Source organism: Gracilibacillus oryzae (assembly GCF_009498735.1).
Lineage (GTDB): Bacteria > Bacillota > Bacilli > Bacillales > Amphibacillaceae > Gracilibacillus > Gracilibacillus oryzae.
Map to the genome: position 1 here is coordinate 12,683 of NZ_ML762455.1, position 13,828 is coordinate 26,510.

Below are 13,828 nucleotides of genomic sequence, written 5' to 3' on the forward strand. Positions count from 1 at the left end.
CACTTGGAGATAGTTTGTGCTTCTTTTATCCAGATAAAAGATACAAATTATTTTAAACGTTTTCATATATGATGTATGATCAAATATATTAAAAGGAATGAAAAGGGGGCATAATATGACAATTAAATTAAATGATGTGGCCAAAGTTGCTGGTGTATCGCCGACAACGGTATCCCGTGTAATAAATAATCGTGGGTATATCAGTGAAAAAACAAAACAAAAAGTCGAGAATGCGATGAAGGAATTAAATTACTACCCAAATGATTTAGCTAGATCATTATATAAAAAAAGAACTAATTTAGTCGGACTAATTATTCCGGATATTTCAAATCCCTTCTATAGTGAGTTGGCGCTATGGATAGAAAGAACTTGCTCTGAAATGGGGTATAGAGTTATATTGTGTAATAGTCTTAGTCAGCCTGAGAAAGAAGAGGCTTATTCTATTATGCTAATTAGAAACCAAGTAGATGGAATAATTGTTTGTTCGTACAACCGGGGCATTGAAACTTATAAGAAATCTCAACTCCCTATCATAGCTATCGACCATTATCTTTCTCCATCGATTCCAGTGGTCGGTTCTAATAATTATGAAGGAGGTAAGATGGCTGTAGAGCACCTAATTAATCGTGGATGTAAATCTATTATACATATTAATGGGCCTCAAGAATTAGAGACGCCAACTCAATTAAGAAGAGAAGCATATGAAGATCTTGTTAAAAACCCTGTAACGTATATAGTAAAAAGACCACTAGATGAAAGAGAAATCAGTTATACCGTGAGAAAAGTCTTTCAAGAACGTCCAGAAACAGATGGGATTTTCGCAAGCGATGACATGATTGCTGCGAAGTGCTTGCAAATTGCAGAAGAATTAAATATAGCTGTACCCAATCAATTAAAAATAGTAGGTTATGACGGAACAAGTACAATAAGTCGATTACTACCACAATTAACTACAATCAAACAGCCAATAGAAGACATTGCAGTAACAGCTGTAAGGCATATGATGGAAATGATAAGCAATCCTGAAGAAACAAATTTTAACGAAGATTTCCTGCAACCGCAGATTATAATTAATAAAACGACTTAAAAAGATTTCCGCATCTTATACTAAACATTATGGAACATATGTATTTCTAAATTAATTAAATGAAAGTTATTTGTAATGACCATAATATCTTCGTTGAATTAAATGTTTGACAGAAATAGGTTTATTTAACAGTATTATAAAGTTCTTTATATGTTTACAGTACAATATATGTTATAAAAAAGACAAACTGTAGTTTGTATGGAACCTGTTTATAACTAGATAGGGGTTTGACAGATGTTTCATTTATATCAGGTTTCTGGGCAAAGAAGCTGGGCCAAAGCCACTAAGTTAGAAAATAATTTCACATGGATTATTGGTTTTATTATCCCATTCCTAGTTAAATTACTATTTTGTAATCTCAATCGGATTGGTGGCAATGGTTAATTATCGTGTTGTTATTTGTTGATATAGTAGGCGGGATAAGTGTAAATGCGAAGAAAAACGGAAAAATGTGGTGGCATGATGAGGAAATAAATAAGTGGAAGCAGGTAAAATATTTGGTCATGCGCATCCATCCTTTTATCTTTCCACTGATATTAATAGATTTCCCTTGGTATCATGCCATATTTTCGTATTTATACGTTATACTGGCTGGTATACTGATTCTCCATTTTCCTGAAAAAATTAAGAAACCAACCTCATTAATTGTTTATGCGACCTCATTAATTTTAAATATTTACATTTTTTCACTTCCCAAAGAACTTGCTTGGTCCTTCCCTTTTTATTATTTCAAATTATTCCTATCTTATATGGACGTGGATCACCGGCTAAAAACCAAATGATTTATTGCAGGTGTTATATTTATTTTTGTAATTGAATCATATGGAAGCCGAGTAAATTTCGTTACAGTGCTAATTGTTTGTAATACCTCACTTCAAATATCGAGAAACACAAAGAAAATAAGTGGGATAACAGAAATAAGCATCCTAATGCAAAAAAACAATGACCAAAATATGCTTATTTTAAAGTTGCCAGGGATACAGTCTTATAAAGCAAGAGTTTAAAAACCTACTGATTAGCAGTGATTTTGAAGCTGCTATTTAGATTAATAAATATAAATTAAATATATGTCAACCGATTGACATATGAAATCGCTTACTATATGATATTAATCAGGGTATGGTAGGAATATTTTGGATCTTAAAGTCTTTTATGTCAACCGGTTGACATAGCGGGAGAAGCTTAGAAGGACTGATTAATTAATCAAAGTTGAAAAAAATTTTGGGAGGCGATTATTGTATGAGAAATTTCAAGTTTAACTTTTGTCGTTTATTTTTATTATCTTTGGCAGGAATATTAGTATCCATCTTTCTTTATAATAACCATTTAGCAGCAAAACAAAAAGTAACGGATAATGGAAATGAGGAGGTACCTGTAAATAAAGCAAATACGAACTTATCTGATTGGAACATAAACGGAAAAGGGAAACTAGAAGACACTGATCAAGGTTTAAAGTTAACTTCGGAACCTTATGAAAATGTTATGGCAATTTCAAGTGTCCAATCGGAAGACTTTATATATGAAGCTGACATAAAGATAGTGGACCAGGCAGCTGATGCCACTTTGGTGTTTCGGTCTGGTGATGATGTTTGGGATTCCTATATGGTTCAAATAGTACCAAGTGCAGGTCTTATTCGACTAAAGGATGCGCGGGATGAGGGTGGACTAAAAGAAGAGGTTAGAGTAGACGTTCAAGAAGGAGAGATTTATCAATTAAAAGTAAAAGTTGAAGCAGACAATATTAAAGTCTATTGGGAAGATCAATATTTGCCCGTAATAGATACTTCAGTATCACTTTATAATATCGGATATTTAGGTCTCCATGTATGGAATGGAGCTGCGCTTTTTCAAAATGTGAAGGTGAGCGAGCTTGCCACAAATCTTGATTCATCAGTAGTTGCAGAAGGTATCTGGCAACCAGATATAAGAGGTATAAAAGGAGTGGTCAAAGAAAATAAAGTGGCAAAAAAAGTGTATGCGACAAAAGTAGATAATTTTGTTTTAGAAGGTAACATTTCCTTTGTGGGTGATCAATCGGAAGCGGGACTTACATTTCGTACAAATAAGGACGGCACCAGTGGTTACCAAGTCTTACTCTTAAAGGAAGGGAATGAAGTAGAAGCAAAAATACAAACAGCAGATGGTACGGTGCTTGCAAAGTCTATGAATAAATACCAATCGGAAATTAATACACAACATCATTTGGAAGTTGTCGTCAATAGAGAAACCATAACATTATATCTAGATGGTTATGCAGAACCAGCAATAGAAGTTGCAGATAGCAGCTTCGCTGATGGATTTGCAGGTTTGACGGTCATTAAGGGGGCGGCATATTTTCAAGATGTATATTTAGTTCCGATTGATGATTACTATAAGGAGAATTATAGACCTGATTATCATTATACACCAGCTCGAGGCTCTGCAAGTGATCCAAACGGGCTTGTATACTTTGAAGGTGAATACCATCTATTTCATCAAGATGGTGGGAGATGGGCACATGCAGTAAGTGAAGACTTAATAAACTGGAAGCGCCTTCCCATAGCATTGCCGTGGAACGACCTTGGGCATGTATGGTCAGGCTCTGCAATAGCAGACTTACAAAACGATTCGGGCCTCTTCACTCATTCTGGAGGTAGGGGACTGATTGCTTACTATACTTCTTATAATCCTGATTCTCCCAATGGCAATCAGCGAATTGGCCTTGCATATAGTACGGATAAAGGTCGCACTTGGGAATATTCAGAAGACCATCCTATTGTAATCGAAAATCCAGGTAAAAATGAGGAAGATCCAGGTGAATGGGATTTTCGGGATCCTAAAGTTGTGCGTGATGAAGCGAATGATCGGTGGATAATGGTTGTATCGGGAGGAGATCATATTCGTTTCTTTACTTCTAAGGATCTTATTAATTGGGAGCATACTGATAACTTTGGTTATGGTGATTACATTCGTGGAGGAGTATGGGAATGTCCAGATCTTTTTGAACTCGAGGTTGAAGGTACAGAAGAGAAGAAATGGGTCCTGATGATCAGCACAGGGGCAAATCCAAATACCGAAGGATCTGATGCAGAATACTTTATTGGGGAACTGACACCTGATGGAAAATTCCTTAATGATAACCCAGCTGGAAAGGTGCTGAAGACTGATTATGGAAAAGAATTTTATGCATCCATGTCGTTTGCCAATATGCCAGAAAATCGTCGTGTAGCCATGGCATGGATGACGAATTGGGATTATCCATTTGAATTCCCAACAGAGGGATGGCAAGGTCAACTTACTATCCCAAGAGAATTAAGCTTAATTCAAACAGAAGATGGAGTTAAACTTGCTCAATCTCCTATCGAAGAATTAGAAGAGGTTAGTGAAACGATTTTTGAAATTAAGAATAAAAATATCAATTCAGAAAATGCGCCAAACTTATTAAAAAAGATAAAACAAGATTCTTATGAAATCGAAGCGGAAATTGAAATACCTGCAGATAGTGACATAAGAGAGTTCGGCTTTCGAGTTCGAGAAAACTTTGAAGAGAAAACAGTTATCGGATATAATACAGTATCCAATCAAGTGTTTGTGGATCGTTCTCAGTCAGGTCGAAAAAATTTCTCGAGTAAATTTACTACTTTACATGAAGCGGGATTAGAACCAATAAATCAACGAATTAAACTAAACATATTTGTAGATAACGGATCTGTTGAGGTTTTTGCCAATGATGGGCAAGTTGTGTTTTCTGATGTTATTTTTCCAGATCCAACAAGCAGCGGGCTAAGCTTTTATGCAGAAGAAGGTCCTGTAAATATTGTTTCCTTAAAGGTAAAAGCAATGAAAGATATTTGGAACAGGGACGCTACTGGAGGAGCTCATATTGTGACGAATATCAGCAAGAAAGAGATGAACATCGGTAATAAGCTAACAATTGATGCAGCGCTCAAAGGTGGAAATGGAAACGACTTACATCCACTAAAATGGGAAACGAAGAATCCTGATATTGTTACTATAGAATCTTCCAGCAATAACAATGCTGTAATCAAAGCTGTCGGTATTGGAGAGGCAACAATTACTGTTTCTTCCCCAAATAATAAAGTATCTAAAACTGTAACAGTCAAAGTCTATGAAGGAAACTTTAAGACCAATCTAAGTGGGTGGAAAAAAGATTCTGCAGCCGGCAATTGGATAGCAACCGAGAACGGGATTAGCGGATCACACACCAGTGATACCAATTATATTGCTGAGGATACTGGAGGCAACTTTATTTATGAGGCAGACATTACTCTTGATGAGGCGGGTGGCGCTGGAGCCATACTCTTCCGTGCCAGTGAAGATGGTAGTGACGGGTATTACTTTAATTTAGACCCAAATATGAAAGCTTTCCGATTGTTCTATAAGATAGATGGTAGTTTTGAAGATCGTATGGTAATCGGCAATGTTCCCGTATTTATTCAGAGGGATAAGACATACCATGTGAGAATAACAGCAAATGGTCCACATATTGCCATTGAAGTAGATGGTGAAAAAGTTATTGATATTAAAGACGGGACTTTTGCAGAAGGTCATTTCGGTTTGAATGTATTTGGAGGTAAGGCAACTTATCAGAACGTGAAAATTAGAAATGTTACTGAGGCACAATTAATAGAAACTAGTTTAACCAATATAGAGACAGGCCAATCCATTTATGTAACTTCTTCTCAAAATGGCGAACAAGTAAGTATAAATAAAGAGAAGGTAACATGGACATTCATACCTGCCGGTGATGCCTATGGTTCTTATTCGATAAGAAGTGAGGCTGGCAAAGCTATTGATTTTAATACAGAGCAACGGAGAGTACAATTATACGATTATCTTGGCTATGATAACCAGCGCTGGGTTATACAGAAGAATGATAATCACACAATAACAGTGTTATCTGCATTTAATAATGAAGCATTGACCATATCTGAAGAAGGAAATCTTACGTTGCAGCCATTTGACTCTTCCCTGCAACAGCAATGGACAGTATCACCTAAAGTATATGAATCTTTCTATTGATTTGTTTGTTAAAACTTATCTGCTCTCCAACGATTGGAGAGTGGTTCCTTTTAAAAAAATTACATTCAAAAAAAGGTCATATGCTTACATCATAAATAAATATCGACTTTTTAAACATACATGGAGGAACCTAAATGTTCTTTTCGTTACGAAATAAGCTGTTTTTGGTATTTACTTGCTTATTAACGATCCCGTTTCTAATATTATCTCTTGTTATTCCGGGTGTGTTTACGAATTATATCAAAAATCAAACACAAGATTTAACAGTCGAAATGATGGATCAATTTTCACTTTATATCAATTCAATAACTATGCAGGCAGCAGATATTGGACAGCAAGTGCTGGTTAATCCAATTACACAGGATTGGATTCGAACGGAAGCAAAGCATAATGATATGGATACTTTATCGACAGCAAAGTTACTAGCAAGAAATGAATTAAATACTCTATTGAGCTCAATGACCGTCAATAATTCTAATAGTATTTCTGTATCCATCTTTACTCATAACGGAGAAGGAATCTGGGGAAAGTATACCAACCTAGAAAATATCGATTGGTACTCCGATTTTATTAACTATAACAAAACATATACGCATTCGCATATTGATGCCAATCAACAATCTGCTTTAATGAGAGATAAAAATATTAATAGTCATCTTATCCCTTTAGTAGATTTAAATTCCCTGGAGGATAGAGGGGTTATAAAAGTCAACTTCTCTACTGATTTAATAGAGGAATCATTAAATAAAATTACAACTGGTGAACATGGAAATACCTTTATTGTGGATGAAGAAGGTACCAATATACTAACAGGTGAGATTAAAACTCCGTCACATATTATTGCTAAAACTTTAACAGAAATAAATGATATAAGAAAAGAACAAGGATTAGTAGAAATAGATGGAAGTAATGAGGAATATCTATTGTTTTACCAGCGACTTTCAGTAGGTGATTGGATCCTGTTGAGTGAAGTTACAAAAGAAGATCTATTTTCCAAGCCTAATCGCTTACAGAGAAGCTTGCTCTTACTAAGTGCAGGATTGTTTTTCATTACTATCATCGCATCCTTTTTGTTTTCATCATCAATAACTAATCCATTGCGGGAACTCACAAAGGCAATGAATCACCTGGAGAAAGGTGATTTTCAAAGTGTCCAGCGAGTGATGCCAACAATTAAATCTCAAAATAATGAAATCCGTTATATGTTAAATGTATTTACACACACGATTGATCGACTGAAAAGCTTAATAGACAGTGAATTTAAACTCAATATTCGTCGGCGAAATGCTGAGTATAAAGCGCTTTTGCTCCAAATTAACCCGCACTTCCTTAATAACACATTGGAGATTATTGGAGGGCTGGCCGCTCAGGGTAAGAATAAAGATGTGATGAATGTTAGTGTTTATTTAGGACGAATGCTGCGTTATTCACTAGATACTAAATCAGATATTGTTACATTAGGTGAAGAGATTCAATATATTCGTAATTATGCTACGATCTTACAACTGCGCTATGAGAAAGATCTGCAAATAACGATTGATGAAGATCCTAAGTCGAAAAGTCTTCCTATAACAAAGTTTGTTCTCCAGCCTCTAGTAGAAAATGCAGTTAAATACAGTTTAATTTCAAAAAACCATGCACTGGTAAATATCGAGACATATTTTGTTAATGATCGTTTAACAATGGTGGTAGAAGATGATGGAATCGGAATTTCAGAGGAAGTAATTTTAAACTTGACGGATAATGACAAAAACTCAAATAATTTAAATGTATTAGAAAGTAGTGGAAATAGTATAGGGCTTAAAAATGTAATAAGTCGTTTACGATTACATTATGGAGACCAATTCTCCTACCATATAGATACAAAGGAGAATAAGGGAACAAGAATTGTGCTGTCAATTGATTTTAAGAGGGGGGCTTGAAGATGAGGAATGTATTAATCGTTGATGATGAAGTCCAAATAAGGAAAGGATTGCAATGGAAGATTGATTGGGAAGATGAAGGCTTTCAAATTGCAGCTGAAGCGGGAAATGGAGAGGAAGCACTTTCTCTCATTGAAAAAAATCGTATTGATCTAGTAATGACAGATGTCAGGATGCCGCGAATTGATGGAATTGAATTGGCTAAAGAATGTAAGAAACACTATCCTGATACAAAGGTGATCGTTCTATCTGGTTATTCAGATTTTGAATATGTGAAAGATTCAATGAAAGGAGGAGTGAGAGATTATCTTCTGAAACCAGTAGATCCTGAAGAATTGAGGGAAGTATTAAGTCGAATGAAGGATGAAATTGATCAAGAAAAGCGGAAGCAATTGGAGTTGGCTAAATTAAAAAGAATTGTACGTACTCAGTTGCAAGAAGTGCAGGAGCAAGCATTACTCTCCTTAGTGAAAGAGGAGTGGTTACAGCATAGTGTCGTTGTAGAGAAACTAAAACTTACAAGATTAAACAGTTTTTTACAAGCTAATGTAAAAGCACAGTTTATTTCTGTTGAGATCAGGGATATAAAGGGAAAGTCCCAGCGTGTTAATGAATTAAGAGCAACCTTTCAAATGTTATGTAAAGAAATAGCCGAAAGTAAATCACATCTGTTCGCCTTTTATGATCCTAATTATACAAATATGATGCAATTTCTACTCTTGATTAAAGCAGATGGGTTGGACAGTTCAACTCAAATAGCGAAGACAATCCAGCATAACGTGAAAAAACTACTTAAATTAGAAACAGTAATTGGAATTGGTTATGTGGTCAAAGGATTGAGTGAATTTAAAACGGGATATATATCCAGTTTGCTATCTTGGAGTCAAAGTCAACTAGGAACACACTCGGAAATAGTTGACGAAACAGTTAAAAAAGAATGGTTTGCGAACTTCCCTCCAGAACTGGAAAAAAAGATAACCAATGCTATCGAACAGACTAATATGGAAAAATTCGAATTAGAGCTAAACATGTTCCTCGGAGAAAAAACTAAACAATCTGTGTTTTCATTTTCCATCGGTGCAAACAGGATCCTCTTTTCATTAGTTTCAGTAGCGAAGAAATATAATATGGAGACGAAGAATATTGAACGGTTAATTTGGGAAAGTCAACAAGCAATTTGGGAGCTAAATGCACATAAGAAAGTAGTTGATTGCCTTGTTCAACTTGCCGATATGATCATTGAGCGGGTAAGAAATACACGTATTACAGACGGAAAATTAATTGTAGAAGGTGTAAGACGTTATATTGATCAACATTATGGAAGTGATTTATCTTTAACAATCTTATCCGAACTATTTCATATTAACAGTGCATATTTATCAGAAATATTCAAAGTTCAGATTGGGCGAAACTTTAGTGAATATCTAGTGGATAGACGAATGAAGGAAGCAAGAAAGTTTCTTGAGGATGAGCATTTAAAAATTATTGATGTGGCAAATTTAGTTGGTTTCTCCAGTTCTGCATATTTTAGCACTGTTTTTAAGAAGCATAATGGACAATCGCCAATAGAGTTTCGAAGATCCACAGGTATCAAATAAAGGGTGATTAATGTATGAATAAAATAATTTGCTCAATAGCTTCCATTATATTAATTAGTCTTATCATTGGAGGTTTCGTCCTGTCAGTAAGACCCTTAATGGATGAACATGATATAGCCAGCAATGAAGAGATAATCGATCAACAAGAAAAAATTCGCCTTAATTTCTGGCGTAACTATGGAAACTCTGCTGAAAACAGTGCTTATGAAAGATTGATCAACGATTTTGAAAAAGAGCATCCGAACATTAATATTGATATGTATAATATTGAATATAGTAATTATGAAGTTAAGTTACGTACAGAAATTGTCACTGGTACTGGTCCGGATATTATGGCAATCGACAGTCCTTATTTAGCATTGTATGCAAATGCAGGAACATTACTCCCTTTGGATTCATATATAACTGAGGATGTAGGACTGGAAAGTGATTTCCCTGAGGCTATCATAGAAGGTTTGAAGTACGAAGACGAATTGTATTTAATGCCGCTAATTGAATCAAGTATTGCCCTGTATTATAATATCCATCTTTTTGAAGCAGCTGGTGTAGCGCTTCCTGATAAAAATCCTGCCAATCCGATAACATGGGAAGAGACAGTGGATATAGCAAAAGAGATACAAAAATCGGAACAAGATGTATATGGGATTGATCCAGCCCAGGGATTTGGTGGTGGGGAAGCACCTGCTTATTTCAAGTTTCCATTTTTATGGCAGTTTGGTGCAAGTGTCTTAGATCCCACTGCCTCCACGGCGAGTGGCTATTTGGATTCACCAGAAGCACTTGAAGCTCTTCAATTTTATCAAGACATGTATCATAAGGATGGAGTTGCTGCTTTGGAATTGCCGGGTGAAGCATTCGAAAAGAATCAACTGGCAATGACAGTACTTGGTTCATGGGCTATCTCAGAATTCGAAAAAAACGGCATTCATTTAGGGGAGGATTATGGAATAGCCCCATTACCAAAAGCCAAGCGTCAGGCAGTCCCTAATGGTAGTTGGGCATTAGGTATATCTGCAACCACAAAATACCCTGAGGAGGCCTGGCAATTTATTAAATATGTAACAAGCTATGAAGCAATCAAAAAGTATGTCAACATAACAGGTGATGTGCCAGCAAGATATTCGGTTGCAAAAGATATACCTGAATTCAATGAATACCCATACAATATTTTTCTTGAGCAAGCATATAATTATTCGCAAAACCGGCCAATCACTCCTGCATATCCTGATATAAGCAGTGCGATGAAAGAGTTATTTGAGGATATCGGTATAGCTGGAAAAGATGTAAGAACTTCAGTAGACGAAGCTATTGAAAAGATTAATAATCGATTAGCTGATATCGAATGATTATATTGATGTATGTCTTTGCCTTTTTCCCGAATATTTTAAATGATATGATCCAAAAATCTTTAAATCGAATTCGTGTTTATTCTGTTAAAGTTTAAGTGAAACACATTCTAAGGGGTGGGCAAAAATGCCTGAGAGAAAATGGTATATTCGTTTAGGTAATATAGGTTTTAATTTAATTTTATTAAACTTATTGTGGATTACTTTTACTTTGGCGGGGTTTGTTATAATAGGTTTTTTTCCTGCAACGGTCTCGCTGTTTGCAGTGATAAGGAAATTAATTGTAGAAGATGAAGATACACCGATATTAAAGGAATTTATGAATTTCTATAAATTGGAATTTAAAATGTCCAATCTGATTGGATATATAATTTTTCTGGCAGGAATGTTATTATTCTGGGATTTTCAAATAGTTCAACAAATAAGTAATGAAAGTTTGCAAGTATTATTGTTTAATGTCCTTTTAGTTATCAGCATATTTTATTTAATTATAGTTCTATATGTATTCCCATTATATGTTCATTTTGATCTTAAACTGAGGCAGTATTTACAATATGCTTGCATCCTGGCAATTGCTAAACCATTTCAAACAATCATGATGCTTGCTTTTCTCGGTGTTACAATCTACTTGTATATGTTGATGCCATCGCTAATCTTTTTATTTGGAATGAGCTTAACATGCTATATCATCATGAAAGTGGCATCCTTGTCATTTTCCAAAACGGATATCCTTCAAGAAATGTAAAAATCACTGGTCTTGCTAGTGATTTTTTTTATTGCCACAAGGATAAAGTAATTGGATTTAAAATGGAGAGTTTCTTTTCTATAATCTGCCCACTAACCAAAAAAATTGAATGTAATCAACCTAAAATATTTAAATAAAACGCTTTCAAACTTTGATATATTAGTTACACGTTAGTCCTGGCAATTTACAATGCCGCAATAATTACAAGAGAAGGAGGGGATGTAATGGCACAACCTTTGGATACATCAGCTAATACGAATAACCTTACAAGTCAGACATCAGAAAGAGGGAAAAAGAAAAAAGGTCCAATGGAATATATCAAAAAAAATTATATTTTGTATCTGTTTCTATTACCGGCTGTGCTCTTAGTATTTATCTTTAAATATATTCCGATGTATGGTGTGACTATCGCTTTTAAGGATTTCAGTCCATTAAAAGGTGTGGCAGGAAGCGAGTGGGTCGGATTTGAGCATTTTATCAAATTTTTAGAATCACCTAATTTTCAGCAGATTTTTATAAATACGATTAAGTTGAGTGCTTTTGATCTACTATTTGGTTTTCCTATACCAGTAATATTAGCAATCATGTTAAACCAAGTAAGAAGGGCAAAAATCAAGAAAAACATTCAGCTGATTATTTATGCGCCACACTTTATATCAGTTGTGGTTATTGCAGGTATGATTTTTATCTTTCTTTCGCCAGCCGGTCCACTAAATGCATTACTCACTTTAGTATTGGATCGCCCGATATCCTTTATGTCTGAACCAGAGTATTTTAGAACTATTTTCATTGCATCAGGTATATGGCAGGGGGCAGGCTTCGCATCAATTATATATGTTGCCGCACTATCTAATGTAGACCCGCAGTTACACGACGCAGCAACAATAGATGGCGCCTCCTTATTGCAACGGATCAGACATATTGATTTGCAAACATTGAAGCCAACAATGACGGTATTGTTCATTTTAGCTGTTGGAGGGATTATGACGATTGGATTTGAGAAAGCATATTTGCTGCAAACCTCTATGAATTTACCTGCTTCAGAGATTATAGACACATATGTTTATAAACGAGGGCTGCAGGCGGCCGATTGGTCATTCGGTGCTGCCATAGGTTTATTTAACTCAATTATTAGTTTGGTCTTACTAGTTACAGTTAATACAGTTGTGAAAAAAATTAATGGTGAAACTCTTTATTAGGAAGGAGGCGGTAAAGTGAATAACAAGCTCATAAATAACTCAAAAACTGATAAACTATTGCTGCTTATTAATAAGATACTTTTGAGTATTACAGTACTAATTGTCACAATACCACTTTTGTATGTACTATTGGGATCATTCTTGCAGCCTGATATTTTACTAACGAAGGGGTTCTCATTCGATCCTAAACATTGGACAGTAGAGGGTTATGTTCGAATTTTTAATGATGGATCCATTATGAGAGGATTTCTGAATTCGATCCTATATGCAACTGGTTTTACTCTTGTATCTGTTGGTTTTACCATCCTTGCTGGCTACTCATTATCTGTTGACAACCTGGCAGGAAAAAGAATTATTATGATCTATTTTTTGATTACTATGTTCTTTAATGGTGGCATGGTTCCGACTTACCTATTAGTAAAAGATATTGGACTGCTGAACAGTCCTTGGGCAATTATCTTACCTGGTGCCGTTACTGTTTGGAATATTATTCTGGCAAGAACATACTTTAAAGGTTTACCGAATGAATTAAAAGAGGCGGGAAGAATAGATGGAGCATCAGATGCAAGAATTTTCCTTAGTATTATTTTGCCATTGTCTAAACCAATTATCTTCGTCCTTGCACTTTATTCATTTATTGGACAATGGAATGCCTATTTCGAGGCGATGATTTACTTAGAGGATAGATCTCTCTATCCATTACAACTAATCCTGCGTGATATTTTAATCCAAAATGAAGTTGAGCCAGGGATGATTGGGGATCAAATGGCAAGAGCAGAATTACAAAGGGTTGCTGAAATGATAAAGTATTCTGCCATTGTTATAGCAAGCTTACCACTTATTATTATGTATCCTTTCTTCCAGAAGTATTTCGAGAAAGGTGTTATGGTAGGATCGTTAAAATAAAAA

At 35.2% G+C, this 13,828-nt stretch carries 8 protein-coding genes; all 8 read left to right on the plus strand.

Features of this window, described 5'->3' with window-relative positions; all coding sequences use genetic code 11:
- Positions 1 to 115 precede the first annotated feature (115 nt).
- The 8 genes from F9U64_RS21140 (at position 116) to F9U64_RS21175 (ending at position 13,825) form a co-directional block, all read left to right on the plus strand.
- Positions 116 to 1,087, plus strand: coding sequence for a LacI family DNA-binding transcriptional regulator (locus tag F9U64_RS21140; protein ID WP_153406881.1), 972 nt, complete (start codon positions 116 to 118; stop codon positions 1,085 to 1,087).
- Between the two features lie 1,239 nt (positions 1,088 to 2,326).
- Positions 2,327 to 6,109, plus strand: a complete 3,783-nt coding sequence (locus tag F9U64_RS21145; RefSeq protein WP_153406882.1) for a GH32 C-terminal domain-containing protein — start codon at positions 2,327 to 2,329, stop codon at positions 6,107 to 6,109.
- A 134-nt stretch (positions 6,110 to 6,243) separates the two neighbouring features.
- Positions 6,244 to 8,031 (plus strand): sensor histidine kinase, encoded by a 1,788-nt coding sequence (locus F9U64_RS21150; protein WP_153406883.1) that lies wholly within the window; start codon positions 6,244 to 6,246, stop codon positions 8,029 to 8,031.
- Between the two features lie 2 nt (positions 8,032 to 8,033).
- On the plus strand, positions 8,034 to 9,629 hold the full coding sequence (locus F9U64_RS21155) for a response regulator transcription factor (RefSeq protein ID WP_153406884.1): 1,596 nt from the start codon (positions 8,034 to 8,036) through the stop codon (positions 9,627 to 9,629).
- Positions 9,630 to 9,643: 14 nt separating this feature from the next.
- On the plus strand, positions 9,644 to 10,975 hold the full coding sequence (locus tag F9U64_RS21160; protein WP_153406885.1) for an ABC transporter substrate-binding protein: 1,332 nt from the start codon (positions 9,644 to 9,646) through the stop codon (positions 10,973 to 10,975).
- Between the two features lie 127 nt (positions 10,976 to 11,102).
- Positions 11,103 to 11,720, plus strand: a complete 618-nt coding sequence (locus F9U64_RS21165) for a YesL family protein (protein ID WP_153406886.1) — start codon at positions 11,103 to 11,105, stop codon at positions 11,718 to 11,720.
- A gap of 308 nt (positions 11,721 to 12,028) precedes the next feature.
- Positions 12,029 to 12,919 (plus strand): ABC transporter permease, encoded by an 891-nt coding sequence (locus tag F9U64_RS21170; RefSeq protein WP_228275832.1) that lies wholly within the window; start codon positions 12,029 to 12,031, stop codon positions 12,917 to 12,919.
- Between the two features lie 15 nt (positions 12,920 to 12,934).
- Complete coding sequence (locus F9U64_RS21175) at positions 12,935 to 13,825, plus strand: carbohydrate ABC transporter permease (RefSeq protein ID WP_153406888.1); 891 nt, start codon at positions 12,935 to 12,937, stop codon at positions 13,823 to 13,825.
- Positions 13,826 to 13,828 lie beyond the last annotated feature (3 nt).

What these genes read in the sequence shown, in the direction of transcription:
- F9U64_RS21140 (WP_153406881.1), top strand. Translation starts at nt 116, where the DNA reads ATGACAATTAAATTAAATGATGTGGCCAAAGTTGCTGGTGTATCGCCG.
- F9U64_RS21145 (WP_153406882.1), top strand. Translation starts at nt 2,327, where the DNA reads ATGAGAAATTTCAAGTTTAACTTTTGTCGTTTATTTTTATTATCTTTG.
- F9U64_RS21150 (WP_153406883.1), top strand. Translation starts at nt 6,244, where the DNA reads ATGTTCTTTTCGTTACGAAATAAGCTGTTTTTGGTATTTACTTGCTTA.
- F9U64_RS21155 (WP_153406884.1), top strand. Translation starts at nt 8,034, where the DNA reads ATGAGGAATGTATTAATCGTTGATGATGAAGTCCAAATAAGGAAAGGA.
- F9U64_RS21160 (WP_153406885.1), top strand. Translation starts at nt 9,644, where the DNA reads ATGAATAAAATAATTTGCTCAATAGCTTCCATTATATTAATTAGTCTT.
- F9U64_RS21165 (WP_153406886.1), top strand. Translation starts at nt 11,103, where the DNA reads ATGCCTGAGAGAAAATGGTATATTCGTTTAGGTAATATAGGTTTTAAT.
- F9U64_RS21170 (WP_228275832.1), top strand. Translation starts at nt 12,029, where the DNA reads ATGGAATATATCAAAAAAAATTATATTTTGTATCTGTTTCTATTACCG.